The 26,985-nt window shown below is 26.9% G+C and carries 21 protein-coding genes and 1 riboswitch; of the genes, 4 read left to right on the top strand and 17 right to left on the bottom strand.

All coding sequences use genetic code 11. The features are described from left to right. Window positions 1–230: 230 nt before the first annotated feature. The 3 genes from ACQRD5_RS07200 to gloA form a co-directional block, all read right to left on the bottom strand. The gene (locus ACQRD5_RS07200; protein WP_320627860.1) at window positions 231–1,625 is read right to left on the bottom strand and encodes a L,D-transpeptidase family protein; all 1,395 of its coding nucleotides are present in this window, start codon (window positions 1,623–1,625) and stop codon (window positions 231–233) included. A 150-nt stretch (window positions 1,626–1,775) separates the two neighbouring features. Continuing rightward, window positions 1,776–2,714, bottom strand: coding sequence for an L-lactate dehydrogenase (locus ACQRD5_RS07195; RefSeq protein WP_291626792.1), 939 nt, complete (start codon window positions 2,712–2,714; stop codon window positions 1,776–1,778). 159 nt (window positions 2,715–2,873) lie between these two features. Next, window positions 2,874–3,257 (bottom strand): lactoylglutathione lyase, encoded by a 384-nt coding sequence (gloA, locus tag ACQRD5_RS07190; protein ID WP_291626794.1) that lies wholly within the window; start codon window positions 3,255–3,257, stop codon window positions 2,874–2,876. A 144-nt stretch (window positions 3,258–3,401) separates the two neighbouring features. Between gloA and ACQRD5_RS07185 the strand changes: the two genes are divergently transcribed. Then, window positions 3,402–4,055: a hypothetical protein gene (locus ACQRD5_RS07185; protein WP_291626795.1), complete on the top strand. Its 654-nt coding sequence runs from the start codon at window positions 3,402–3,404 to the stop codon at window positions 4,053–4,055. A 118-nt stretch (window positions 4,056–4,173) separates the two neighbouring features. Here ACQRD5_RS07185 and ACQRD5_RS07180 read toward each other — a convergent pair whose 3' ends face one another. Continuing rightward, window positions 4,174–6,123, bottom strand: a complete 1,950-nt coding sequence (locus ACQRD5_RS07180; RefSeq protein ID WP_291626796.1) for a GTP-binding protein — start codon at window positions 6,121–6,123, stop codon at window positions 4,174–4,176. Between the two features lie 34 nt (window positions 6,124–6,157). Beyond that, a complete protein-coding gene (locus ACQRD5_RS07175; protein ID WP_294364804.1) occupies window positions 6,158–6,943 on the bottom strand; it encodes an EcsC family protein in 786 nt (261 codons plus the stop codon). 352 nt (window positions 6,944–7,295) lie between these two features. Here ACQRD5_RS07175 and cplR point away from each other — a divergent pair, with 352 nt between their 5' ends. Beyond that, window positions 7,296–8,939, top strand: coding sequence for an ABC-F type ribosomal protection protein CplR (gene cplR, locus ACQRD5_RS07170; RefSeq protein ID WP_320627858.1), 1,644 nt, complete (start codon window positions 7,296–7,298; stop codon window positions 8,937–8,939). Between the two features lie 207 nt (window positions 8,940–9,146). On the opposite strand, the gene ACQRD5_RS07165 is transcribed toward cplR, so the two are convergent. From ACQRD5_RS07165 to ACQRD5_RS07145, 5 genes are all read right to left on the bottom strand, one after another. Then, a complete protein-coding gene (locus ACQRD5_RS07165; RefSeq protein WP_320627857.1) occupies window positions 9,147–13,700 on the bottom strand; it encodes a family 16 glycosylhydrolase in 4,554 nt (1,517 codons plus the stop codon). Window positions 13,701–14,758: 1,058 nt separating this feature from the next. Beyond that, on the bottom strand, window positions 14,759–15,193 hold the full coding sequence (locus ACQRD5_RS07160; protein ID WP_320902187.1) for an SRPBCC family protein: 435 nt from the start codon (window positions 15,191–15,193) through the stop codon (window positions 14,759–14,761). A gap of 70 nt (window positions 15,194–15,263) precedes the next feature. Then, on the bottom strand, window positions 15,264–16,469 hold the full coding sequence (gene tyrS / locus ACQRD5_RS07155) for a tyrosine--tRNA ligase (RefSeq protein ID WP_291626803.1): 1,206 nt from the start codon (window positions 16,467–16,469) through the stop codon (window positions 15,264–15,266). A 633-nt stretch (window positions 16,470–17,102) separates the two neighbouring features. Continuing rightward, window positions 17,103–17,717, bottom strand: a complete 615-nt coding sequence (locus ACQRD5_RS07150) for a C40 family peptidase (RefSeq protein ID WP_291626805.1) — start codon at window positions 17,715–17,717, stop codon at window positions 17,103–17,105. Window positions 17,718–17,991: 274 nt separating this feature from the next. Continuing rightward, window positions 17,992–18,573: a hypothetical protein gene (locus ACQRD5_RS07145; protein WP_291626807.1), complete on the bottom strand. Its 582-nt coding sequence runs from the start codon at window positions 18,571–18,573 to the stop codon at window positions 17,992–17,994. Between the two features lie 158 nt (window positions 18,574–18,731). Here ACQRD5_RS07145 and ACQRD5_RS07140 point away from each other — a divergent pair, with 158 nt between their 5' ends. Together ACQRD5_RS07140 and ACQRD5_RS07135 are read left to right on the top strand one after the other, a co-directional pair. After that, window positions 18,732–19,478: a polyphosphate polymerase domain-containing protein gene (locus ACQRD5_RS07140; protein WP_294188465.1), complete on the top strand. Its 747-nt coding sequence runs from the start codon at window positions 18,732–18,734 to the stop codon at window positions 19,476–19,478. Beyond that, complete coding sequence (locus ACQRD5_RS07135) at window positions 19,472–20,161, top strand: DUF4956 domain-containing protein (RefSeq protein ID WP_291626811.1); 690 nt, start codon at window positions 19,472–19,474, stop codon at window positions 20,159–20,161. The genes ACQRD5_RS07140 and ACQRD5_RS07135 overlap by 7 nt, the downstream gene beginning before the upstream one ends. A gap of 82 nt (window positions 20,162–20,243) precedes the next feature. Here the strand turns inward: ACQRD5_RS07135 and ACQRD5_RS07130 are convergent, their stop codons facing one another. The 7 genes from ACQRD5_RS07130 to ACQRD5_RS07100 all read right to left on the bottom strand — a co-directional run bounded on the left by ACQRD5_RS07130 (window position 20,244) and on the right by ACQRD5_RS07100 (window position 26,454). Next, complete coding sequence (locus ACQRD5_RS07130) at window positions 20,244–20,486, bottom strand: hypothetical protein (protein WP_427746650.1); 243 nt, start codon at window positions 20,484–20,486, stop codon at window positions 20,244–20,246. Beyond that, window positions 20,467–20,874 (bottom strand): hypothetical protein, encoded by a 408-nt coding sequence (locus ACQRD5_RS07125; protein ID WP_427746649.1) that lies wholly within the window; start codon window positions 20,872–20,874, stop codon window positions 20,467–20,469. Before ACQRD5_RS07125 ends, ACQRD5_RS07130 begins: the two co-directional genes overlap by 20 nt. 116 nt (window positions 20,875–20,990) lie before the next feature. Beyond that, window positions 20,991–22,841 (bottom strand): carbohydrate-binding domain-containing protein, encoded by a 1,851-nt coding sequence (locus ACQRD5_RS07120; RefSeq protein ID WP_308779934.1) that lies wholly within the window; start codon window positions 22,839–22,841, stop codon window positions 20,991–20,993. Between the two features lie 137 nt (window positions 22,842–22,978). Continuing rightward, on the bottom strand, window positions 22,979–23,263 hold the full coding sequence (locus ACQRD5_RS07115; protein ID WP_291626817.1) for a hypothetical protein: 285 nt from the start codon (window positions 23,261–23,263) through the stop codon (window positions 22,979–22,981). A 55-nt stretch (window positions 23,264–23,318) separates the two neighbouring features. Beyond that, entirely contained in the window at window positions 23,319–23,873 is a 555-nt protein-coding gene (locus ACQRD5_RS07110; RefSeq protein ID WP_320899725.1) for a hypothetical protein, read from the bottom strand. Window position 23,874: 1 nt separating this feature from the next. Further along, window positions 23,875–24,762, bottom strand: a complete 888-nt coding sequence (locus ACQRD5_RS07105; RefSeq protein WP_291629723.1) for a hypothetical protein — start codon at window positions 24,760–24,762, stop codon at window positions 23,875–23,877. Window positions 24,763–25,143: 381 nt separating this feature from the next. Continuing rightward, window positions 25,144–26,454, bottom strand: coding sequence for a nucleobase:cation symporter-2 family protein (locus ACQRD5_RS07100; protein ID WP_414437472.1), 1,311 nt, complete (start codon window positions 26,452–26,454; stop codon window positions 25,144–25,146). A gap of 104 nt (window positions 26,455–26,558) precedes the next feature. Then, window positions 26,559–26,660, bottom strand: a riboswitch (purine riboswitch). Between the last annotated feature and the right edge of the window lie 325 nt (window positions 26,661–26,985).

The following is a 26,985-nucleotide window of genomic DNA, read 5'->3' as shown; positions in this document are numbered from 1 at the left end:
AAAAAGGATATAGCTATTACATTCTTTGCTATATCCAATAATATCTATATTTTCTTACACTGATGGTAAGGAATTTATAAGAATTTATTCACATGGTAATATTATTATAATCCCTTAAGCAATAAAAAGGTATATATGTTAAATAAAGCTAATTTTAAAACTCTAATTTCAAATTAAATTTACCTTTAATCCAAACAATTCAATGCACTAATCATAAAATTATTATTTTTTTACTCCTCATAACATATAACTGGTGTGCCTGCTTCAATATTCTCATATATTTTTTTAGCAAGGCTTAGAGGTGAATTTACACATCCATGAGTTCCATTGTTTTGATAAATATTATAACCAAAAGAAGATCTCCAACTAGCATCATGAATTCCTATATTCCCATTAAAGGGCATCCAATAATTAACCTTTGCTTCATATCCTGGTCCTCTTAAAACTGCATCTTTTTGTTTATAATTAATCATATATGTTCCTTTAAGGGTTGAATAACCCTTTCTTGGATCCCCTGTGACTACCCCTCCTTCTGCTATAACTTTTCCCTCCTTATAAAACCACATATATTGCCTTGATATATTTATTTCAACATAAGTATTTCCTATATCATCTTCATTTCTATATAACCCTTCTTGACTATATAGAGGTTCTTTTTCTATAATAGCTCCTAATTTTATATAATCATTAAGTAGCTTTTTTTCTGCTGTTGAATTTATTTTCCAACCATAATATCCACCTTCTACTTCTATGGTTTTCCCTGTAGATGTTTTAAATTCCCTGCTTATTCCAACTGTATTATATTTATTACAAAGAGATGTTATATATTCATTTAAAGCTTTTTCATCTAAAACAACATCTAAATCTTCATTTACCGAAAGCCAATCTTTTATAATTTTATCATCTAAAACCTCTTTATTTTCCCCAAATAAATAAGTTATTTTTGTGGATATATATTTATTCAATACTTCTTCTGTTTCCATTGTTTTTTCAGAAACACTAGTAAATGCTGGCTCTTCATAACATTGATTTTCATTTAAATTAATTACAGCATCGCCTTTATATATACTATTACTTAAAGCTTTCTTTAATTTTTCTTTATCTATTTTATTTCCATATACTTCTGGTTCAATTACGTAAATCCCATCTAAATATTTAAAACTAACATTAATTGGTTTTTCTATATTCTTAGTAAGAATATCTAACTTGTCTATTATTTCATCTAGCTTGTACTTGTTGTAATCAATTAAATCTTCTATATAATACTCTTTCTTTAATATTAAAGAACTACCCCACATAATTGGATTTTGTTGACTTTTTATTTCTTTTTTAATATCTTTTTTATTAAAAGTTATCTCTATATCTTTTCCATCAATTATCTCACTTCTTCCATCCCTACCTACTATATTTATACTATATCCATTTATAGAATTATAAAAAACTTCATTTATTTCGTTATACTTTCTTAATGATAAATCTATCCCATTAACCTTAGTATTAATAAATAAGTGATTAATAAAATATATTGAACATAGTAAATATATTAAAATTATTGAAAATAAAAATATAAATATTTTTCCTATAACTTTATTTTTAATTGCTCTATTTAAAATTTCTCTCGTCATACAAATTCCTTTCTAATTAAAATATTAACTAATCTATAATATGTATAACTTTATTATTTTAAAACTTATATAAAAATTTATAAAAATGAAAAGTAGACTATAGCTTTATTAAATAAGTTATAGTCTACTTTTCATTTTTATAATAAATATTTAGTTTTCATTAATTCTATCGATATATTCTTTCATTAAATTAGCTGATGAAACAAATTTTTCTTTTTCTTCTTCAGAAAATTCAATATTTAACACTTTTTCCACTCCATTTTTTCCAACTATTGTTGGCACGCTTAAATAAGTATCATTTACTCCATAATAGTCATTTAATAAAGTAGATACTGATAATATAGTTTTTTCATCTTTTAAAAACGCTTCAACTATTCTTGTTAAAACAGCTGCAACTGAAAATGCTGTTGCACCTTTTCTATTAATAACTTCATAAGCTGCATTTTTTACATCATCAGCAATAACTTTTTCTGTAGCTTTATCCCATTCAATTTGTAATTGATTTGAGAAATTCTCAATTGGAATGTTTCCAATTGTTAAAGATGACCATGGAACAAATTCACTATCTCCATGTTCTCCAAGTACATAGCCTTGCACTATTCTTCCATCTACTCCAAAATATTTACCTAATAAACTTCTAAGTCTAGTTGTATCTAACACTGTTCCTGATCCAATAACTCTTTCCTTAGGGAATCCTGATAGCTTATAAGTCATATAAGCTAGTATGTCTACAGGGTTTGAAACAACTAAAAGTATTGCATTTGGACTTAATTTTGCTAATGTAGGTACAAAGCTTTTAAAAATTTTATAATTTTTATCTACTAAATCTAATCTTGTTTCTCCAGGTTTTTGTGCTACTCCTGCAGTAATTATAATAATATCTGAATCCTTAGTATCTTCTAAGGCTCCAAGTGTAACATTACATGGACTAGCCAAAGCACTTCCATGCATTAAATCTAAAACTTCACCTAATGCTTTTTCTTGATTAATGTCATTAATTACTATTTCTCTAGCAACTCCCTTTTGTAATAAGGCAAAGGCAGTAGTTGCTCCAATTGCTCCTGCTCCAATAATTGATATTTTACTCATATATATACACCTTCATCCTTTTTAGAATAATTTATCCACTTTTGTTATAAATTAATTATATACTAATTAATAATAATTATCAATTCAATTTACTATTAATTAGTATATGTATATTTTTTTAAAAAAATCTAGTAACTTTTACAAGTTACTAGATTAATATTATTTAGCTCTTATTACTTCTATTTTATAACCATCTGGATCTGTTACAAAATAGTATGAAGGTTTAGTTCCAGGAAGACCCTTAAGTGGTGTTACTTCGTAGCCTAAAGAAACATGTTTTTCTCTCATTGCTTCTAAATCTTCTGCTTCTACTGCTATATGACTAAATCCATTACCTAATTCATATGGCTTTTCCACATCATAATTGTAAGTTAACTCTATTTCATATCCGCCTTCTACATTTGACAAATATACTAAACTAAATTTATGCTCTGGAAAATCCTTTCTTCTTGTTACAATTAATCCTAAAGCTTCTTGATAAAACTTTAAAGATTTTTCTAAATTCATTACTCTTATACAAGTATGCAACATTTTTACTGACATTTTTATGTCCTCCTATTAATTATTCTATTTTATTATATTTCTATTGAATCTTATTATCAATAATTATAGCAATTTACTTTTCTTTCTATTTATCATAAAATAAATTACATAATACACAAATCTATTGATTTTTCGGAGGATATAATGAAAAAAAATTATTTATTTCTTTTATTATTACTTTCTTTATCTTTCACATTAATTAGTTGCTCAACTTCTAACAGCAAAAATGATTCAAATCTAAATAATACTGAAATATCTATTTCCGAAGAAAAGGAAGAAACTAAAGAAGATATTAAAGAACCTATACAACCAACCACATTTCAGGCTTTTGGAAAAACTTATGCCTCTTCAAAAGATCTTTCACTGATTAAAGAAGGTTCAAATATTTATGATGATCAAAAATCAATTTTCTATACTCCTGGTGAATACAAAGAAACTGATTTTATTAATGATTTATTATATTCGTACCTAAATGAGGATTCTTCAGTATATGATTATCTAGTTTCGTATGATAATACTGCTGATAAAGGCTATACTAAAATAACTGAAAAAGATAAAGAAAAGCTTGTTAAAGATTTAAACTCATTAAGATCTCAAATGGAATTATCTACTGGTGAAGAAATGATAGTAAGATTAGATAGAGTAACTTATGAAGGCGTAAATTCTAAAGTTAATTCTGGTTTAACCTTTAAAATTAGAGTTGCAATATCTAGAGTTGGTGCAACTATAGTACCATGGAATTACTTTACTATAACTGTTTTTGAAGAAGGTAATAAACTATTAGCTCACTTATTCTAATTATTAATTTTAAAATAGAAGCATATCTATAATTCTAGTACTATATTTAAATTTATATATTATAAACATAAAAAATAAAGCAGAAACTAATTTAAATAACAGTCTCTGCTTTATTTTTTTACTCTTTTATTTCACAATGCAAATATTCCTCCACCTTCATCCAAGGAACCACAAATCCTTGACCTTTAGAACAAAAAATTGAGCTTGATGAATATTCAATATCAGCATTTTTATCATATTCTAACTTGTCTATTACTTCCTCTTGATTATGACAAATATCATAGCCATCAAAAATTAAATTTATACTTCCTTTGCCCTTTGTAAAAGTAAGAATCTCTGCACTATAATCCATAAAGGTTGCTACAGGTCCCCTTCCTATTATAGTAACCTTACTTAACTTTGTTTCTGGAGGATCAAAAGTACCATTTAATCTTTGTATATCTGAAATCACTCTTCCCATATACTCTAAATCAACATCTATCTTAAATTTATAATATGGTTCCAAAAGCACATTCTCACACTTTTCTAATCCTTGTCTAATAGCCCTATAAGTAGCTTCTCTAAAGTCACCACCTTCTGTATGCTTATTATGAGCTCTTCCAGTTAACAAAGTGAATTTTATATCTGTAATAGGTGAGCCAGTTAAAAGTCCATGATGATTTCTTTCGAATATATGTGTTTTAATTAAATTTTGATGTCCTGTAGTTAAATCATCTGCATGACATTTATTCTCAAAGGTTATTCCCTCTCCCCTATTATTAGGTTCTAATTTTAAATGAACTTCTGCATAATGTTTTAATGGCTCAAAATGTCCATATCCATAAGACATATTATCTATGGTTTCTTTATACATTATTTCACAAGGCCCAAAGTCTATCTTTAAATTAAACCTTTCATCTAATACTTCTTTTAATACTTCTAATTGAATTTTCCCCATAATTGAAATTTGTATTTCTTGCACTGCTTCATTCCAGATAACATTTAAAGCTGGATCTTCACTTTCTAATATTTTAAAGTATCTTAGTACATCTTTAATATTGTAACTATCATCAAAAATAACCTTTGATTTTAATGTAGGAGTCATATTAAAGATTATATTATCCTTTATTTCTCCAATACCATCACCAGCCTTAAACATAGATAGTCCAGTAACTGCAACTAAATCTCCAGCAATAGCCTTATCTACTGTACTAAATTTGCTTCCATTATAAATTCTTATACCACTGATTTTTTCACTTATTTCATTACCTTTACCATAAGATAATTCATCTCTAACCTTTAAACTTCCCTTTAATATTTTTATAAATGTGAGCCTAGTTCCATTATTATCATGCTTTATTTTATAAACTCGTCCTGAAAAATTATCATTTTCCTTATATTCACTAAAGGATAATTGATTAAATATATTTATAAATTCTTCAATTCCATCATCTTGAAGAGCACTTCCAGAAAGACAAGGATAAATTTTTCTTTCTTTTATTAGCTTTTTAAGATTATAAATCCATTCCATTTCATTATAATCACCATTTAAATATCTTTCTAAAAGATTATCATCTCTTTCTGATATAAATTCTATTAATTCTTCTTCAAGATTATTTAATTTATTTATATAGCATATATCACTAGTTAAATCTTCTCTTATTTCCTCTAATACCTTTTCTAAATTAGCACCTGTTCTATCCAGCTTATTAATAAAAAAGAAGGTTGGCACATTATACTTTTTTAATAATGACCAAATAGTATAAGTATGACCTTGTATTCCTTCTACTGCACTTATTACTAAAATTGCATAGTCTAATATACTTAATGCTCTTTCCATCTCTGAGCTAAAGTCTATATGTCCAGGTGTATCAATAAGATAATATTTTGAATCACCTATTTCAAAAATAGCTTGATCAGAAAATATTGTAATTCCTCTTTCCTTTTCTATATTATGAGAATCTAAAAAAGAGTTTTTATGATCTACCCTTCCTCTATTTCTAATACTATTTGTATGATATAATAATTGTTCTGAAAATGTCGTTTTTCCTGCATCTACGTGCGCAAGTATTCCTATTGTTTTTTTCATTTACTCACCTTTCTAAAAATAAAATTATAATAATCTAATATTTATTTAAATATCTCTTCTTATACTTAATCCTTGCATATTTGCTTACCTTGCTAATAAATTTATAATTTGTAATTCCACCTACTACACCAACAATTGGTAAGCCCTGTATAAACTTAGCTATTAACAAATTATTAGATAATACTCTGGATGTTTCTTTGATTTCTTCATCTAAAAGATTTTCTAACTGCAAACCTGTTTGAATTTTTTCTTCTATTTTATTTAATCTTTCACTATATACCAATTTTTCTTCTTCACTTGTTAATGCAACATTAATTAAATTTAAAATATATATTTTTTCGCCTTCATCTTCATAATTAAATCCATAGCTTAAAGCAATTTCATATATAGTTTTTAAAATCATAGCAATAAATAGTGGAATATCAGGTATCCCTATTCCTAGAAGCCCTAACCCTACTCCCTCAAAGGTAGAAATAGTTGAATTTAACAATTTACTTTTCTTTCCATGAGAATCAATTAACTTTAAACTTTTTCTTGTCATTTTCTTATTTAAATACTTATCATTTACCTCATGTTCTAATTCTATCTTATCTTTATCATATAGCTTTTCTATATATTTACTGCCATTTTTAAAAATTACCTTAAAAGCATTATAAAAAGCACTTTCTAGTGTTGATTTTAACTTATCTGGAATCTTTTCTTCTATTTTATCAGAGATTGGTGTTAATTTATCTTTAATAATCTTATTGCTTTTTTTATTAATTATTTTACTTTCTTTTTTATTTAATTTGTTAATTTCTTTTTTTAAAAATTTACTCATACCTCTTCCTTTCTTCTAAATTATTATTTTAATTATACCATTTTATATATAAAGCTAAAATCACATATTTTTTATAATTTTCTAAACATTACACTATCTAAAAAAACAAATTTTATATATAATATAAATGAGGAAATTATTTCTTCAAATAAATTTATTATAGGAAAGGTAAAGGTAATTTCAATAATGAGAATGTAATCTACTTTAATTTAGTTTAGTGCATATAAAAGTGGTCTTTAGGCTTTTTTCTTGTGCGCAAAATTATGGAGAGTAGATTATTGACTAGAGGTTTATTTGTGTTGCCTTTTTTATTTGTCTATAGCTCTCTCCAAAAATAAGGAGGGATTTTTTTATGCAATTAGCATTAATGAATAATGTAAAAAAATATTATGGAGATAGATTAATATTAGATATCAAGAAATTTGAAATTTTAAAAGGAGATAAAATAGGATTAGTAGGTGAAAATGGTGCTGGTAAAAGTACTCTTTTAAAAATATTAATAGGTGAAGAAGAAGCTGATTCTGGAAGTGTTTATTTAACTAATAGCTTTTCTTATATTAGCCAAATAGAAAACTATAAAGAAAATTCTTCTATTAGTAAGGTCACTAGCTTATTTAATGCTCCTAAAGAATATAAAGATTATTTATCTGGTGGTGAAAAAGTAAAGCTTAAAATTTCTAATGCCTTAAGTGAAAATAAAGAATTAATAATTGCAGATGAACCTACTTCTAATTTAGATAGTAATAGTATTGAAGCTTTAGAAAAAATGTTTAAACATCATACTGGCTCCTTTATTTTAGTATCTCATGATAGAAATTTTCTAGATGCTTTATGCAATATCATAGTTGAAATTGAAGATGGGAAAGTGAACTTCTATAGAGGTAACTATTCAAAATATTTAGATCTAAAAAAATTAGAAAGAGAACGACAAACTAATGAATATAACTCATATATAACAGAAAAAAGAAGGCTTGAAGAAGCGATCCTAGTGAAAGAAGGGCTTAAAAACAATATAAAAAGAACTCCTAAAAGAATGGGTAATTCAGAAGCAAGACTTCATAAAATGGGAGGTCAAAAAGCTAAGAAAAATATTGATAATAACATTAAAGCAATTAAAAGTAGAATTGACCATCTAGATGTAAAAGAAAAACCAAAAGATATAAAAGAAGTAAAAATAAATGTAATAGAAAGTTTAGAACTTACAGCCAAAAATCCTATTGAAGTTAAGGACTTAAATCTTATAGTAAATGATAAAATATTATTATCAAATGCTAACTTTAAAATAAAAAAAGGTAAGAAGGTAGCTCTAATTGGTAAAAACGGCTCTGGTAAAAGTACTCTATTAAAAGAATTAATAAAAAATGATAATGAAAATATAAAAATTTCAAATAATGTTATATTTGGATTTCTTGATCAAGAACAGGATATACTAAATAAAGACAAAACAATATTAGAAAATATTCAAGTTAACTCCTCATATCAAGAAAGTTTTATTAGAATTAATCTTGATGGTTTTGGATTTAAAGGTGATACTGTCTATAAAAAAGTTTCTACCCTAAGTGGTGGTGAAAAAGTAAGGGTTGCTATTTGTAAGCTATTACTTTCTGATAATAATATTATTATTCTTGATGAGCCTACTAACTATTTAGATATTAAGTGCATGGAATCTCTTGAAAATGCTCTTAAAAATACTAATAAAACTTTATTAATAGTTTCTCATGATAGAAAATTCATTTCAAACATTTGCAACTATATATTAGAAATAGAAAATAATGAAATCCATAAATTTGATGGTAGCTATGATGAGTATATGAATTTTAAGTCTAAACCTAAAGCTTCTAAAAATGAAAAGGCAAATAAAGAAAAAATAATGCTATTAGAAAACAAACTTTCTGAAGTAATATCTTTATTATCCTTTGAAACCAATCTAGAGAAAAAGGAACTACTAGAAGGAGAATATATTGACCTTTTAAATAAACTTAAAGCTTTAAAATAAAATAAAAAAGCCTGTAGTTTGCTGCAACTGAACTTACGCTTGCAAAACAAATTACAGGCTAATCTTACTTAAATTATATCATAAAATTTCATTAAATTTTAAAAGGATAATTTTAAAAATTTTTATTAAATAATCCTAGTAAACAAAATCATAAATTATTTACTGGGATATTTATATTTACAGCACTATTTTAACTAACTCTTATATCTATTGATTAGCTTGTACTTTTACAGATAATGTTAATGCTGTTGTACGTTGATTTGTATCATTAGCTGTATTAGTAAATACTGCATTGTAATTTCCCACATTATTATCTAATGTTGCTTCAGGATTTTCCCATGACCATCCAGTAGGTAATTCAACAGAGGATAATTGATTTCCAGCAATACCAGTTAATTCTTTAGGAAGAACAACTAACTTTAAAGTTTTTCTAACTAATTTACTTGTTGCAGAAACTTTTCCAGATATTGCTGTAGTTGTTGTTTTTGGTACAGCTGTATAATGAATATTATAAACTCCAGCATCTAAATCTGTTAATGCTTTTTTCAAACCATTTGCACTTGTACTTGAATATACTAATTGTACTTTTGTTTGACCTGTTTCATTTGGTCCAATGCCATTATTTACAAACATAAATTCATTATCTATAGAATATCTAACTTCGTATTGCTCTGATGTATTTTCAGCATTTAATTGTACATAACTTGATAAATCTACAGTTTGTCCCTTAACTATAGTAATATTTTTACTATCACTACTTAATTTACTAGTAAGTGTAGGCATATCTTCATAATACTTAGCTGCAGCAGCTTCTTGTTCACTATTTTGTGACCATTTAACCCAGTCTATTACAAATTGAGTATTATCTTCAGCTAAATATTGTCCTGCATCTCCTGCCCAGTTACCACCAGTAGCAAGGTTTAATTGAATATATTGTGGCCTATTTAAGCTTGCTTTAGCTGCTTGCATTTGAGCATCAGTTAAATCATCAAAATATATAGTATTATATATTTCACCATCTACATACCATTCAATCTTTGTTTCAGTCCAGTTTATTCCAAAAATGTGGAAGTCATTAGAAAGATTTTCTCTAAATGTAGCATTTCCACCACTTGCATTATTATAATTTTGTCCATAACTTCCATCTTTATCGGAATCTGTAGTATTAGCCCAATAGAAGTGTGGTGTTCCATAAATCTTTTTATTACTTTGTTGATCTCCAGTCTTAACTGCTGGTGTTTCATTTAAATTTAAACGTTCATCAGTAGGACCACCAATCATTTCCATAATATCAATTTCTCCACAAGTTGGCCATCCATAAGCTTGATCTAAATCAATTAATCCATCTAATGAGAAATCTGCACCTAATGTCCAAAATGCTGGGAATGCTCCTTTTCCTTCTGGTAGTTTAGCTCTCATTTCTATACGTCCATATAAAAATTCCTTTTGACCAGCAGTTCTTACACTTCCAGAATTATAAATTATTTGTCTAGGATCTTTTCCTGGAAATGGATTTCTATATTGGTATTGTTCTGGTCTTTTTGTAACTTTCAATGTAAGATTTCCATCCTTAACAAAAACGTTTTCTTTGCTATCTACATAGTGTTGTTGTTCATTACCTCTAATACGTCCTAATTCGTATCCCCATATGCTTGTATCTAGACTAGTTCCATTAAAATCATCCATCCACTTAACTTCAGTATCAGAAATTTTTTCTTGAAGAACCTTAACATCATCAATACTTACAGTTGCACTCCTACATTTTTCAATATTACTACCTTCTGCATATTTAATTAAACCTACAAGAACTTTTTTATTTCCTTCTGCAGGTATAAATTCAATTTCAAAAGTTTGCCATCCATCAGTATTTTTTACTTCTATTTGTTTGAAGTTTCTACTAATTCCGTATTTTACAACTAAGAACACTCCTGGTACCTCATTATTTTCAGAATCAACTTTAACCTTAGCTGTTAATTTATATTTCTTCCCTGCTTCAACATCTACATATTGAACAAGATAATCATCACTAGTTCCATTTGCAATACTACCATAGTAATTATCTCCTTCTAATTTATTTGCAGACGCATTTCCACCTTCTTTTAATATCCAATTTGAATTTTTACTAAAATCTCCATTGAAAACATGATTTAAATCGTCATACTTAACATCATAAAGCTCTCCTAAGTCATAACTCTTACTTGGTGAAGCTAACTTCCATAAATATTGATTTTGAGTTATTGTATCACTTGATAAACCAACAACTATTAATTTTCCAATATCCTCTTCTGCTATTGTATAGCTAAAGATAAATGTATTTGTTCCAGTTCCTGAAACATATTTTGCTTTTTTACTTGTTTCTCCAATTTTAATATCTAATTCACGTTTTCCTGTCATTATTAACTCTTGATTCATCTTTACTTGAATTAATACTTCATCTCCAACAGTTAAATCTTTATTATCATTAAGTCTTGTAACTTCTTCAATAACACAATTTGCATCTTGACTATTAGCTTCTAATAATTCATCAATACTATATGTTAAATAAGAAATATTTCCATTATCTTCAAAAGCTACTCCAATATTGCCATCTCCTAAATCAACAACACTTGAATAAGCAAATCTACCTCTTTCAATTACATTAGAAGTTAACCATTTAATTGAATCATCTTCTTGAACTTCACCTATTCTTAAAACTCCTCTATATCTAGCTGCTGATTTACTTGGACCATCACCAGTTGGATTTGAAAATACAACGTATTCTTTATTATTATGCTCCATTGTAATAACTGATAATTGACAACCTATATCTCTTAATCCACTATCAATAAAGTCATCTTCCCATGTTAAACCATAATCAGTACTCTTTGCTATACGAACCTTTTGATCTGCAGATGTTGTACGCATAAATTGTAGTAAAGTTCCACTCTTTAATTGAATAACTTGATTTTCACTAATATCATAATCTGTCTTAGAAGCTGTTTGTGAGCTAATTTTTACTCCATTTACAACACGTCCATCATTTGCTGATTCAGAACGTTGCCATGTTACACCATTGTCGTCACTATAAATAATAGCACTACTTTGTAACCCAATTCCTCCACCATTTTTATTTGTGTAATAAATAGGGAAAATTAATCTTTTTGATCCATCTTCCTTAGTAATTTCACTACCAATTCCTGCTCCTGCACCAATAAATCTCATCCATTCTTCTTTTACACTTGGTGTAATATCTGTTGGTTCTGACCAAGTTGTACCGCCATCAGTACTCTTGAATAACCATAAATAATTAGTTATAAGAACTCTTAATTCACCTTTTTTAGAATTCTCTTGATGTATAGGCGCTCCATTTTGTCCCGCTGGATCTTTTGAGTCATTTGTTAAATAAATATTTCCAGCACTTACACCATCTTTATATAAATCTCCATAATCGCTATAATTATTATCTGCAGTTCCATAGCTAACAGTATAATTAGTTGCTTGATATGCTTTTACAGAACCATCTTCATTTTTCTCTGTAATCTTATATACAACACCTTGATTATTTTCTTTTTTCACATAATACTCATTATTATCTTTATCAAATAATTTTAAGCATTTAGTTCCATCAACAGTTATATATCCAGTTCCTAATTGAGAATTATAAGCACCACTTAAATAACCTTTATCATTTCCACCCCAATCAAACCATTTTCCTCTGCTTTCAGGCATAACATCAACAATCATATAAACTACATTATTAGATGCTGCTAAAAGTGCAGGGTCTATTGACATAGATGAAGTAGTATCTGATCTAGAACCAATAGTTTCACTAGTATAATATGGTTGTGTAGGAGTATCTACAACTGTTTTACTATCACTCCATGTTTCTCCAGAATTATTACTAGTCTTTACTACTGTTTTAATATCTCCCCAATCATTATAATGTTTCTTTCTTGCATCAGCAGCAATTACTAAATTACCATTACTCGCTCTAACTAATGAAGGTATTCTATAGTAAAAAATATCATTTTCATTTTGTTGCCATATGTAGCTTTTATCGTTACTAATATCTTCAGTAGTTACAGCATGAAGCTTTTTGATATCGTCTTCAGATGAAACTTTATTAGTAACATCCACTATATCTATAGTTCCACTAAATGGCCATAGAAAAGTATCAGTTCTAGTTCCACTAACATATTTTCTATGTAAACCACCAATAGTTACTTTTGAAGCAGTATCTTTCCATGATAAATCACTAAACATTCCATTGAAATCAGCTTCCCCTACTATTTTACTATCAGAGTAAAAAATTATCTTATTTCCTGTAAATACACAACTAATAGTGTGCCAATTTGTATTATCTACAGCTAAATCAAACTCTGCAGTTTTATTATTTGGTAGATTTTTAAATTCAACACCTACTTTTTTAGTCTTAGGTTTTAAGTAAACGCTTGCATAAGATTGCTCAGAAGTTGGTAGCGATAAAGCAAATAAAGATTCGATTACTGAATCAGTGTTTTTCAATTTATAGCGAATTGTTATAGTTCCTTTATCTAGTACAGTTAAACTTGAAATTTTTTCTTGAATTGATTCACTATTTTTAGAAGCAACAACCTCAGTGCCATCAAACTCCATATTTTCACTATGTAGTACACTTGTAGAGGCTTCTGTGGCAGATACTGCTACACCCTCTTTTGCATTAACAATATTTACACCTTGTGATAAAAGCATAGATGCACTTAAAAAAGAAACTAAATATTTTCTTAATAATTTTTTATTCATACTTCTTCTTCCTTTCTTTATAGATAATCAAATTAACAATGAATATAGTCTTTTTTGTATACATTTAATTATTCTATAATTTGTTATTTTACTTCCTAAATTACAAATAATGTGATCAACTATTAGATTAACTTTTCTACTTTTTTTATACCAACGACCTTTCTATTTAATATTTTTTCTGTCAGACTTTAAGATTTATAAATAATTATTTATAAAAAATAATCATTCTAGTAAAAGTAAACGATTACTTCAATCTTTTGATTGTAATCTATTACAATCATTATACATAATTATCTTTTTAATATAAATATTAAATCTGTATAAAAATAGTATTTTTTTTATAGTATTATGTTGTTTTATTGTAATAAAATCAAAATGAATTTATCCATTTAAAGATGTTTTTAGTATTTATTCCAAATTAATAAAAACATAATAATAAAAAGCCTGTAATTTGTTGAAACTTGAATTAATCTTTAAAATCAAACTACACACTTAAATGTAAATAAGTACCATGAAAGTATCTATTTATATACTATTTTTTATTTTATTTCGGAAATAATAATATAGATATCTTATCTAAGGAGGTAAATTTTCATAGATAATAATAAAAATAGATTAAAAGATCATCCTAAATCTAATGCTGAGCTTAGGAAAATGTATTCTGAATCTGGATCAGAAATTGGAATTGAAAATGGAAAAAAGAAAGGATCTCATTCTAACGGAAAAAAATATACTAAGAGATCTAAATTGTCACATAATAAATAATACTTCATAATCTTTTATTTTTAAGTTGTTTGTTGCACCTCACTTACTTATTAATAAACTTTATATTGTATTATAAATTTATAAATAAAACTTTATAAAAAATAATATAAAAAAAGATATCTATGTATTATTTATAAAAAGTAAAACATAGATATCTTTAATATTTAGTAACAACTAAACTCCTACTTATAACTGAAATTTAAACCATTTCAAATTATTTTATATTTAGTTTATCTTTTATTTGTAAATTACTTTGTATAATTCTTATAAAATAATTCATGTTGCATTTGATGTTAATTAATATTCTCCACTTGTTCAGAATATTTTTTGAAATTATCTAAAATTGCCTGCCATCCCATTTGTTGAAATTCAGGAGGATTTTCATTCTCTCCTTCAAAATTCTCTATTATCTTAGTTTTATTTTCTTCATTTATAAAGTTTATTTCAACCTTTCTACCATCACCTAAAACATAAGAAGTAACTTCATATAATCTTACTTCAGTATAAACTCCACCAAAATCAAAACCAAAACTACCATCCTTAGCTTCCATTCTTGAAGTAAACTTTCCACCAATTCTTAAATCATTTTTCGCTTCTGTTGTATGCCAATCCTCTGAAGCATTATTCCACTTTACAATATGTTTAGGAGCTGCCCAATATTCCCAAACCTTTTCTATAGGTGCATTAACTACTGTTTCAACTTTTATTAAATCACTTTTTATTGTCATAATATTTTTCGCCATCTTTCTTTTTATATATATTATTTACACATAATAATGCACTAATAAATAAAATAAATCAATTGATATTTATAAATTTCACAAACTTTTTCTTTCCTATTTTTAATACATCATTTTCATTAATATTTGTATCTAATTCTTTTATCTTTTCTCCATTAAGCTGAATTCCATCTTGCTTTATTAACCTATTAAACTCCTTTTTACTTGGTATAAATTTTTCTTTTAATAAATCATCTAGTATATCTCTTATTGTATCACCCTTTAAATTTAACTCTGGTATATTATCAGGTATAGCTTTTTTAGAAAATGCAGTATTATAAAACTCAATGGCTTCCTCTAACTCTTCTTCTGTATGATATAATGCTGTTATAATTTTAGACAATTCTAACTTAATATCTCTTGGATTTTCTCCATTATTAAGTCTTTCTTTTATTTTATTAATTTCATCTGGATGTACATCTGTTGCTAACTCAAAGTATTTTATTATTAAATTATCTGGAACTTCCATAACCTTTTTAAACATTACATTTGCTTCTTCATTTACTCCAATGTAGTTTCCTAAACTTTTGCTCATTTTTTCAATACCATCTAAGCCTTCTAATATTGGCATAAATATAGCAATTTGTTGTTCTTGTCCTCTTGTTTTTTGTAAAGTTCTCCCCATTAATATATTAAAGGTTTGATCTGTTCCACCAAGCTCAATATCTGCTTCTAGCTCTACTGAATCATATGCTTGCATTAACGGGTAAAAAAACTCGTGTATTCCTATAGGAACATTATTCTTATATCTTTTTTGAAAATCATCTCTTTCTAACATTCTAGCTACAGTTGTTGTTCCTGCCAGCTTCAACACAGCATCAAAATTCAATTTTGAAAGCCAAGTACTATTAAATTTAACTTCTGTTTTATCCTTATCTAAAACCTTAAAAATTTGCTTTTTATAAGTTTCAGCATTCTTTAATACTTCTTCATCGGTTAAAGCTTTTCTTCCCTTTGCTTTTCCTGTTGGATCTCCAATTTTCCCTGTAAAATCACCTATTACTATAACTGACTTATGGCCTAAGTCCTGCATTTGCTTAATTTTTCTCAAAACCACAGCATGCCCTAAATGTATATCTGGTGCACTTGGATCAAGACCTAGCTTAATAGTTAATGGCTTATTATCTTTTATTGATTTCTCAAGTTTTAATCTAAGCTCTTCTTCACTAACTATTAATTCTACTCCCTTTTTAATAATTTTCAGTTGTTCCTCTACTGTTTTCATATCTTTTACACTCCTCTTATATTTTTTAATATAAGCAAGTTCTATAAGAATAATGTTATATAGCTTTTTGATAATATTGAACTTAATAAAAATAAAAAACTCTCGTCCATTATTTCTAAAGGACGAGAGATATATCTTCGTGTTACCACCTTAAGTTCATAGACAATTCACATTGCCTACCTTTTCGAGTACTCTAGATTAATCTAGGTAATACTCTAGCACTATAACGTGTGCAAGGAATACGTCACAGCCTACTAGGCACTATGGTGCAATAAAAAATGTAAAATGAAGAATGTAAAATGAAGTGAAAAACTCCTTTGGAGTTTTAAAAATTAAATTAATGTTATAATTTAATACAGCTCCCATAATAATAATCCATTTTTTATTCGCACTACATTTAAAACAATACCATTTGGTGTGAAGCTCAAAGATGTATTCATAATTAGCTTTTCTTGCACCTCTCATCAACCGGTAACTTTCTGTAAGTCTTTCTAATTACTACTTCTTCTTATCACAGCTTTTTATTATCTTATACTCCGAATTATATTAATAATTCTTAGTTATGCTTATTTGTTACTACGGATTATAAAACTTATTTTTCTAATTGTCAATATTTTAAAAGTATTCTTGAAATTATTTTAAGGAATTAACGTAATCAATAGGTCTATAAATTACACTATCATCACTTAAGTATAGATTTGCCTCTTTTACTCCCCCAATTGGGTAAACATATTTGTTATAAGCATTAATTATTTTTCCTTTTCCCTTATATAAAACTACATGTCCAGGAGTATATATTAAATCACCTGGTTGCAAATCTTCTTCACTTACCTCATACCCTTGTAAAATATCTTCTTGATCAAAAGTTGAATATCCTATTTCTATTCCTGTTACTTCTCTATAAGCCCAATATGTTAATCCAGAACAATCAAAAGCTTGGCTTCCTATATAAGTTTCTCTACTTAATGGGTAGTAACTATCTCCATAATAACTAATAAGTTCATCAAGTCTTTCCTCTGTCATTATCTCTCCTTTTCCACCCCAGACATATTGCAATCCAATTTTCGATTCTGCTAATGCTATAACCTTATCAATAATTTCTCTTTCCTCTTCTGTCATATTAATTCCTTCATTTTCATACTTATCTTTCTTAGATATGTTCCTAAAACTTATAAAGCCAACTATTGCAATAATAAATATTAATATAATAATCAAAAGCTTATTTTTATTTAATCTTATTTTTCTCATGCTTCCACCCTCATCCAAATTTTGTAATAACAATTTGATTTTACACTAAAAATCCTACTTCTAAATTACTTTTCAATTACGAAAATATAAAAAAACTATTAAGTCATTTTTTAATAAAAAAGGATATAGATATTACATTATTTGCGACCTTACAAACTCCAAGTCGCAGAATATAATATCTATATCCTCATATACGGAAGGAAAAGAAGTATCTACCTTAACTTTACATTTTTCCTTATTAATTTTTCATTGTGTGCTAACACCTTATAAAGATCTATCCATGAAAATAACCAGTTCTTGATGAAACTACAACAAAAGGAACTTCTAATCCATTTTTAATAACATAAGCCTGATATAAATCTCCTTCTAAATGTTCTAACTTAACTACTTCTTCATTGTAAGTATCATATAAATCTTTTTTAAATAATTCTTCCCAATTAGAAAGTATAGGAGCATTTAAGGTTACATAGGTCGCAAGTCCTTCTATGTCTTCTTCATTACCTCCATCCTTTATATATTTACTATATAAATCTTCAATATTAACTTCATTTAAAAACCTTTTACTCCATTTTAATTTCTTTGCTTCAGATTTATTTTCTTGTCCATTTATAATATAATCCTTAACCTTTTCACTTATATTTTCATTTAATGAATTACTATTATCACTAGTATTGCTCTGTGAAATTTCATTTGTATCTTTTGAATTATCATTTTCTTCTAAATTAGAATTAGATACTTCATTAGTAACTTCCTTTTTACTACTATCAACTGTTTTTTCTACATTAGCTGACTTATTTAATGTACAAGCAGTTAATAAAAGTATAGAAAATAATAAATAAATTAATAACTTCTTCATAAACTATTACCTCTTCAACTTACTATATATAACATAATTTTACTATTTTTATAAAGTAAATACCAATAATCTTAAAATAAAATTTTTAAAATTTAAGATTTATTTAAGCTTAAGTTTATATAATTACCTCAAGAAGAAAATTAACAGGAGGTAATTATATGGCAATAAAAGCATTTAAAAGGTTTGAAAAGAAGTTCATATTAAATGAAAGTCAATATAAATCTCTTCTACCTATTTTATATAAATATATGAATCCTGATAAATACTGTAAAGATGGAAATAACTATAACATTTATAGTATTTACTATGATACTGATGACAATCAAGTAATTAGGCATTCAATTAATAAACCTTACTATAAGGAAAAACTTAGGTTAAGAAGTTATAAAGCTCCAATAGATGAAAATGGTAAAGTTTTTTTAGAACTTAAGAAAAAAATTAATGGAATTGTAAGTAAAAGAAGAGCAACCTTAACTTTAGAAGAAGCTGAAATATTTTTAGAATCTAGAGTAAGACCAGATTCCATTGATTACTTAAATAATCAAGTTTTAGATGAATTAGAGTACTATTTAGAAAAAAATAATGTTTCACCTAAAGTATTTATAAGTTATAGTAGAAAAGCTTTATTTGGAAAAAATGATCAAAATTTTAGAATTACATTTGATTCAAATATATTAAGTAGACGCGATAACTTATCTCTTAAAATGGGAGGCTATGGAAAGGAACTACTTCCAAAGGGATATTATCTTATGGAAGTAAAAATATTAGGTGCTATGCCAGTTTGGTTAACTAAAACACTTTCAGAATTAAAAATATACAATACTCACTTTTCTAAATATGGAAATGAATATATGGGTTATTGTTTAAATAATACTTATGACATAAGGAGGAAAAACATATGCTAGAAACTATAATAACATCAACTAATGGGGAATCATTTACTTTATTAAATGCTTTAATTATTATTACATCGTCAATTGTGCTTGGTTTAATTATTAGCTTTGCATATATGAGAACTCACAAAAGAGAGGGATATTCTCCAAGTTTTACAGTAACCTTAATTATGCTACCAGTTATAATATCTATTATCATTCTTTTAGTAGGTAATAATGTAGCAAGAGCCTTTAGCTTAGCTGGAGCCTTTTCAATTATTCGTTTTAGAAGTGCACCTGGAGATCCAAAGGATATAACTTATGTATTCTTTACTTTAGCAGTTGGATTAACTTGTGGTATGGGGTATATTGGATACGCCTTTATATTTACTATAGTTCTTTGTACTTTAACAATAGTATTAGATGCAATAAAGTTCGCTATGCCTAAAACTAAAACTTCAAAGCTTAAAATAACAATTCCTGAAGATTTAAATTATGATGGAATATTTGATGAAATCTTGGACAAGTACACAAACTCATGGAAGATTCAAACTATTAAAACTAGAGATTTTGGTTCTCTTTTTGAAATCCATTATATAATTCAAATGAAGCTTGATGCTAATCAAAAGAAATTTATAGATGAATTAAGATGTAAAAATGGAAACTTAAATATTTCTCTAACCTTTTCTGGATTTGAAGAAAAAGTTTATAACTAGGTATAATTTAAAATTTTTAGAGACTACTAAATTTAGAAGGACCAATTAATAGTCCTTCTAAATTTGTTGTTTCAATATGGATTTATTTAAATATATCATATACTTTATCATTTTTTATATATTGCAAGTCTATAGCCATATTTGATTGAGGAGTTTTTAAATAACTAGTTTCTCCATCAATTAGCTTTATATAAGAGTAAGTATATTCTTCATCGTATGTATAATATGATTCATCCATTGGTAATGTTTCAAGTTTATCATCTAACTTTTCATATTTAGTCTTTATTAATGTATTTTTTTCAACATTATATATACATATCTTCACTACTAGAAGGATGAAGTGAGATTATATTTCCATCCTTGCTAACAGAAACAATGCATACATTATCTCCCTGTGTAGAACCACAACCTATAGATTTAACATCAATTCCTCTAATGATTTTTTCCCTATTTAAATCATAAATAAAAAGCCCAAAATTCCCATGAAAAACTATTCTATCCTCTGATGCATAGTTAAGAGTTGCAACATCTACTCCTATCCAAGTTTCTTCATCTACTTTTGCTTCACTTGGAGTAATTTCTGTAACTGTTTCAATTCCTATTTGAACATCTTCTTTATTTTTATCATTTTTACTACTTAAATTCCCACATCCAATAAAAATAACAGATAATAAAAGTGTTATAATAACATAATAAATCACTCTTTTATACATTATCCTCATCCCCTATTTATCTGATTGTTTTATTAATTTTACCATATATATAAAAAAGGAATATTACAAAAAAATTACTTATAATATTCCTTATAATATTATTATATTCTATTTACTTAAGGTCTAGAAGGCATTTCTCCTCTTTGACCTGACATTCCGCCTTGTCCTGGAATTCTTCCACCTCCCGGGCCTCCAAATCCACCAGAACTTTGTCCTACATTAGTAACTGTATTAGATACTGTAAAGCTATCCCCTTCTGTTCCTCCTGAATAACTTCCATCTGAGTATAATCCATCAGTTGCATTTCCTGTTGATTCTCCTCCTGTATAAAGCTTATAAGTTGTTCCAGTCTTTATATTTGGTGAAGATATAACAATTGATCCTACTGTTTTACTTGGAGCAAAAGTTATTAATTCATTTCCATTTTCATCTTCAATATGAAGCAATGTATTTGCTGAAATAGAAGTAAATACATTAATTGAATTTTGTGTTGATGTTTCGCTTGGTGATTGAGCCATTCCTGAAGATCCAGCTGCAATTAATAATCCACCTGAAATTTCAAACTTTCCATCATAGTCTAAAGCTCCATTTCCACTATTCTCTGGACCATTTACTATAACTGTACCACCTTTCATATATATAGATCCATTTGCATCTAATCCATCTCCACTTGCATCTACAACTACTCTTCCACCATTAAAGTTTATTTCCCCATTTCCAGAAGATGCAAAGTTATTTTGTCCTGGTCTACCATTTACAGAAGAACCATCATTACCACCAGCTGCATTTATCCCATCATCACTTGCAACAACTTTTATATTTCCATCATTAATATTTATAGTTTCAGCTTCAATTCCTTCATAAGATTTTGTAATATTAATTTCTCCAGCATTTATATCTATAGTTGAATCACCATGGATTCCATCATCACCAGAAGTTATATTTATAGTACCACCATTTATCTCTACATTACTATTAGAATGTATTGAATCATCTGAAGAATCTATGTTTATATTACCACCATCAATTTTTACCAAGGTATTTCCTTTTATTCCTTTAGCACTTGCAGTATCATTTTCTGCTGTTGAATTTGTATTTTCTCCAAAGCCCATTGGCTTACCCCAATTTCCCCAGGAATTATTTTCTTTACTGCTATTTTCACTACCTCCACCAGAATTTATAGTTATATCTCCACCAGTTATAGTTGCATTAGTTTCAGCTTGTATTCCATCCTCTCCGGAAGTTATGTTTATAGTTCCATCTTTAATTAATATATAACCTTTTTCAGCATCTTCAGAGTTATTAGATTTCATACCGTCTCCTGTTGCATTTATATTAATATTTCCACTAGAAATAGTAATAGAATCTTTTCCTCTTAGTCCATCTGCAACAGAAGTTATATCTATGTTAGCCTCAGCTATTTCTAAATCATCTTTACTAGTTATTGCATTATTGTAATTTGAATTTACTTTTAACTTCCCAGTACCACTAATAAATAAATCATCTTTACTAAAAATAGTTGCATTAGGTTCATCACTAGTTTCATCTTCAAAAACGTAGTTTTCTCCATCTGTAATAACATTTTCACTACCATCTACCAAAACTAAATATGCATTTTTAGCATTCTTTACATATATAGGTGCACTATTTGAACAAGATATATTAGCTCCATTTAGAACTAATTTAACATTATCCTCATTACCTGCATCAATTATTATTTGCCCATCCTTTAGAGTTCCTGATATTCCATAGGTTCCTGCAGAACTTATTGTAATTTTATTATTTTCAATTACAACTCCATTGCCTTCAACTGAAATTGTATCTCCTAAAGTAATATTAGTATCTACTTTTTCTGTATTTTCACTTGATACTACATTATCATTTGATGTAGTAGTTTTATTTGTACAGCCTGTAACCCCCATTAATATAGTGATTATAGATAAAATTGCTATAATTTTTTTACTCATAATAAATCCTCCTAGATTCTTATTGAGTAAATAATATCATTTTTACCTTAAATTAATCTTAAAGCACTAGAGATAAATATTATCACTATTTTGTTATAATAAAAAAGCTCTTGATACTTTTCAAGAGCTCTCATATACTATATTTTATTTAATATTAATGAGTTTAAATCTGTTTTGTTTTTATCATCCTTATTTATTTTATGTCTATCATCATCTTTTATAACATCCCTTAGCTCTATATAAGAATTAGTAACTTTTGATATATATTCATTATTCAAAGCATCTTCATTAGAAAAATCATCATTTATCTTCAACTTATCTAGATCTTTATTCATTTCTAAAACTGTATTATTCTTAAATTCATTCTCTAATAAATTTTCATAATTTTTAATTTCTAACTTGTCTAATATATCCTTGCTCATAATAACACCTCCTTATTTATATAGAAGTATTATTTGTAAAAATAATTTTATTTATTTAAGTTATTTGAAAATCACCTTTATATAGTTTTCTAAAGGAGAATGCTACCCATAAAATTATTATTATTGCATAAGTTGCAATTAAAAATGATATTAGTCTAGACATAAATACAAAGTTAATATTACATATAATTACTACTATAGAATAAAGATAACTATAAATGATTGCATTATTATTATATTTATTTCCCAAATAAGCATTAAAGTTTTCTTTTAAAACTTCTGATGTTCCTTTTAAAAGCTTTACTATAAACATAATTTCTAAAACACAATTTATATTAAACCAAATTATACTTATTATTATATTACCAAAATAATTTTCTATTCCTACAAATGACAAAATTACTGTAATAAAAGAAATAAAAGCTTTTATATTATTTATTTTTAATGCTATTCTAAGATTTAAATTATCATAGCTATCTAATAATTCTCTTATGCCTGAAGAAACAATTAAAATCCCTATAAATTCTGGCAAAATTTCCATTTGCCCAATATTAAAATGAAAGACTTTTAAAATAGTTCCCCAAAAAACTTTTTTATAACCCTTAATCATATTATATTTCCTCCATCTCTACTAAATATCTGTATATATTATAAAAAGTAAAATAAGGATTATAAGTTATATTATATATTCTTTCTTCATATTCTTTTCCCATTCTATCTTTAAAGTACATAATAGGCTTAATATCATAGGTATAAAGTTTTTTTATTGGGTCATCAATATTATTAAACTGAGAAGTAAAAAATAAATTATCACCCTTATTGTATATTAAATCTCTCTCTTCTATATCACCAACTTTATTGATATTAAAATCAAATAAGTCTCTAGTATCTTCAAATAATTGAGAATATATCTTTGAGACTTGTATATAATCCTTAACCCAGAAAAATAATTGACTATACCCATCACTTGAACCAGTTAAGGATGGCCTTTCTAACGGTGAAGCCTCTTTATTAATTTTACTTAGAATTATTTTACCTAAATCCACATCCAAAACTAGTTCATCATCAAATTTTACTTTTGCTTTGCTTAGTTTTATTGTTTCATCTAGTTTGTATCCTTCCTTTGGCAAGTTAAAATTTAAAAAAACTGTATGAATACCATATCTTCCATAGCTTTCAATATTATCATTAGTATTCTCATATAATTGTATTGCTCCCTTTTTACCATTTTCACTAGCGTAAAAGTTTAATTCAGGAGCTTCTTCAAATATTACTGATACAACCTTTCTTTTATCTTCAATATTTGCAATATATTTAAGCTCAATATCAAATCCTGACAAAGTGTACATATTCTCATATTCATAATAATTTACATCTATATAATTCTTTAAAAATACAGGATTATCTAATTTTAAGTAATAAATAATTGATATAGATAATATAAAAGATAATAAAATCAGTGAACCAGAAATCTTTAAAGCAGTTTTTATATTTCTCATCTTCTCCTCCTAAAACAGTATATTTATAATATTTCTTAATGAAATTAGCTATAGGCTCTTTTTTATTTTCTTCATCTATATATTCATCATAAAAATACAAATATGCTTTAATCCATTTCTCTTCAGATATTCCAATCATTCAAAAAAATTTAGGAAAGTTAGTAATCTTTATTATACCATATTTCTCCAATATACTATTATTAAATTTTAGAATAACTCTTTATTTATAAATCAATTACTTTTATAGATTTTTCTTTTCATTAAGATTTAATTTATATAAATAAAGCCTTTACAGAAATAATTAGAATTTATATATACTACTTTAGAATATAAAATAGCAACTCATATATCTATAAGTTGCTATTTTATAATTATTTTACATTATTCTTTTTCTTCTTTTAAAATTATATTTAAAATTAATGCAGTTATAGTTCCAGTTGATATACCTGAAGCAAAAATCATCTTTAAAGCTTCTGGTAATTGAGATATAAACTCTGGTCTAAAAGTTACTCCAAGGCCTAATCCAATAGAAGTAGCTATTATTAAAAGATTTCTTTCATTTATTTTTACTTTACTTAAAGTTTTTATTCCAGCAGCTGCAACTGTACCAAACATAACTATACCAACTCCGCCTAATACTGGTTGAGGGATACTATTTACTATTGCTGCAAGCTTCGGTAAAAATCCTAAAATAACTAATATGACTCCTGCCATAACTGCTACATAACGGCTAGCTACTTTAGTTAATGGTATTAATCCAACATTTTGACTGAAAGTTGTATTTGGAAGTGTACCTACAACTCCCCCTATCATACTTCCAATACCATCAGATAATACTCCAGCTCCTATACGCTTTTCTGTCATTTCAACATCTGAAACTTCTCCAACTGCTTTTAAACAACCTACTGTTTCTATTGCAGTAACAAAATATGCTGGTATAAATGCAATAAGTGCTTTCAAATCAAAAGTAACACCGTATTCAAATATCTTAGGCATTGATATCCAGCTTGCTTCTTTAACTGCTGTAAAATCTACTAATCCAAGTGGTATACATGCTATATATCCTATTACCATACCAATTAGTATAGATGCACTACTAAGCATACCTTTACCATAACGATTCAATAATAATGTACCAATAAGTACAACCATTGAAATTGATATATTTTTAATACTACCATAATCTGCAGCTCCAGATCCTCCTGCTGCCCAATCTATTGAAACTGGTAATAAAGTTAATCCTATTAAACATACAACCGTTCCTGTAACTATAGGTGGAAATAGCTTCATTAAAGGTCTTATAAAATAGCTAAGAACAACTTCAAATATTCCACCTAAAATTGTAGCTCCTATTATTCCCGATAACCCAAGAGTTGATCCAACCGCAAGGGAAGGTGATACAAATGTAAAATCTGTTCCCATTATACAAGCTACCTTAGCTCCTGCTGGTCCCATACCTCTAGCCTGTATTATAGTTGCTATTCCTGCAGCAAGTATTGATGCACTTATTAATGCTGTTGAGGTTTTAGCATCAAATCCTAAAGAGCTAGATATAACTAATGGAACAACTATTATTCCCCCAAAAGCAGCAAATATATGCTGAATTCCAAATAATATTTTTTCTCCCATTGATGGATTGTCATTAACTTTATAGTTTAATTTAATCCCGTCATTTTTTAGTAAGTTTTCCATGATTTTATCCTCCAACGTTAAAAAAAAATTAAAAGCACCTCGATATCGAGGTGCTTGTCTTAAAAAATAGAAGTAAAATCACAAATTATATCTTCTTACCTTTTATCTTAAGTACAATACCTCGTAGTCTGCCAATTTACGGTTAGCAGGTAGAAACTTTCGGCCCATATTACCGATGATATACGAGTTCTTTAAATCTTCTTGTATTATACACAAATTTTATTCTTATTTCAACCTAAAATTATCCTAACTATTTTTACACTCCTACTATATTCTTAAGCCATTTCTTTTGTTTATACCTCTTTAATCCTAAAATGAATATATATACTTCTTCAATAGTTATCATTGCATAAACATAATATATTGGTGAACCTGTACTATGTTTAATAACCTTACTATTATAAATGAAGTAAAATTTTCAATTTAATAATTTAAAGTCTTTTATCAGTTTTTTACATAATATTACTGTATACATACTCCATTCATTCCATTTTTATATATTTTTCTATAAAACATTAAATATCTATGTTG

This window comes from Clostridium sp. SGI.024, assembly GCF_050315195.1.
Classification (GTDB): domain Bacteria; phylum Bacillota; class Clostridia; order Clostridiales; family Clostridiaceae; genus Clostridium.
Note: the sequence above shows the minus strand (reverse complement) of the source record. Positions and strands in the feature narration are given on the sequence as shown.

Coding starts and splice junctions, on each gene's coding strand:
- ACQRD5_RS07195 (WP_291626792.1), bottom strand. CDS start 2,714: ATGAGTAAAATATCAATTATTGGAGCAGGAGCAATTGGAGCAACTACT.
- ACQRD5_RS07110 (WP_320899725.1), bottom strand. CDS start 23,873: ATGATTAAGGGTTATAAAAAAGTTTTTTGGGGAACTATTTTAAAAGTC.
- cplR (WP_320627858.1), top strand. CDS start 7,296: ATGCAATTAGCATTAATGAATAATGTAAAAAAATATTATGGAGATAGA.
- ACQRD5_RS07100 (WP_414437472.1), bottom strand. CDS start 26,454: ATGGAAAACTTACTAAAAAATGACGGGATTAAATTAAACTATAAAGTT.
- ACQRD5_RS07165 (WP_320627857.1), bottom strand. CDS start 13,700: ATGAATAAAAAATTATTAAGAAAATATTTAGTTTCTTTTTTAAGTGCA.
- gloA (WP_291626794.1), bottom strand. CDS start 3,257: ATGTCAGTAAAAATGTTGCATACTTGTATAAGAGTAATGAATTTAGAA.
- ACQRD5_RS07180 (WP_291626796.1), bottom strand. CDS start 6,123: ATGAAAAAAACAATAGGAATACTTGCGCACGTAGATGCAGGAAAAACG.
- ACQRD5_RS07200 (WP_320627860.1), bottom strand. CDS start 1,625: ATGACGAGAGAAATTTTAAATAGAGCAATTAAAAATAAAGTTATAGGA.
- ACQRD5_RS07160 (WP_320902187.1), bottom strand. CDS start 15,193: ATGACAATAAAAAGTGATTTAATAAAAGTTGAAACAGTAGTTAATGCA.
- ACQRD5_RS07150 (WP_291626805.1), bottom strand. CDS start 17,717: ATGAGAAAAATAAGATTAAATAAAAATAAGCTTTTGATTATTATATTA.
- ACQRD5_RS07115 (WP_291626817.1), bottom strand. CDS start 23,263: ATGAGCAAGGATATATTAGACAAGTTAGAAATTAAAAATTATGAAAAT.
- ACQRD5_RS07185 (WP_291626795.1), top strand. CDS start 3,402: ATGAAAAAAAATTATTTATTTCTTTTATTATTACTTTCTTTATCTTTC.
- ACQRD5_RS07120 (WP_308779934.1), bottom strand. CDS start 22,841: ATGAGTAAAAAAATTATAGCAATTTTATCTATAATCACTATATTAATG.
- ACQRD5_RS07145 (WP_291626807.1), bottom strand. CDS start 18,573: ATGAAGAAGTTATTAATTTATTTATTATTTTCTATACTTTTATTAACT.
- ACQRD5_RS07135 (WP_291626811.1), top strand. CDS start 19,472: ATGCTAGAAACTATAATAACATCAACTAATGGGGAATCATTTACTTTA.
- ACQRD5_RS07105 (WP_291629723.1), bottom strand. CDS start 24,762: ATGAGAAATATAAAAACTGCTTTAAAGATTTCTGGTTCACTGATTTTA.
- ACQRD5_RS07125 (WP_427746649.1), bottom strand. CDS start 20,874: ATGTATAAAAGAGTGATTTATTATGTTATTATAACACTTTTATTATCT.
- tyrS (WP_291626803.1), bottom strand. CDS start 16,469: ATGAAAACAGTAGAGGAACAACTGAAAATTATTAAAAAGGGAGTAGAA.
- ACQRD5_RS07175 (WP_294364804.1), bottom strand. CDS start 6,943: ATGAGTAAATTTTTAAAAAAAGAAATTAACAAATTAAATAAAAAAGAA.
- ACQRD5_RS07140 (WP_294188465.1), top strand. CDS start 18,732: ATGGCAATAAAAGCATTTAAAAGGTTTGAAAAGAAGTTCATATTAAAT.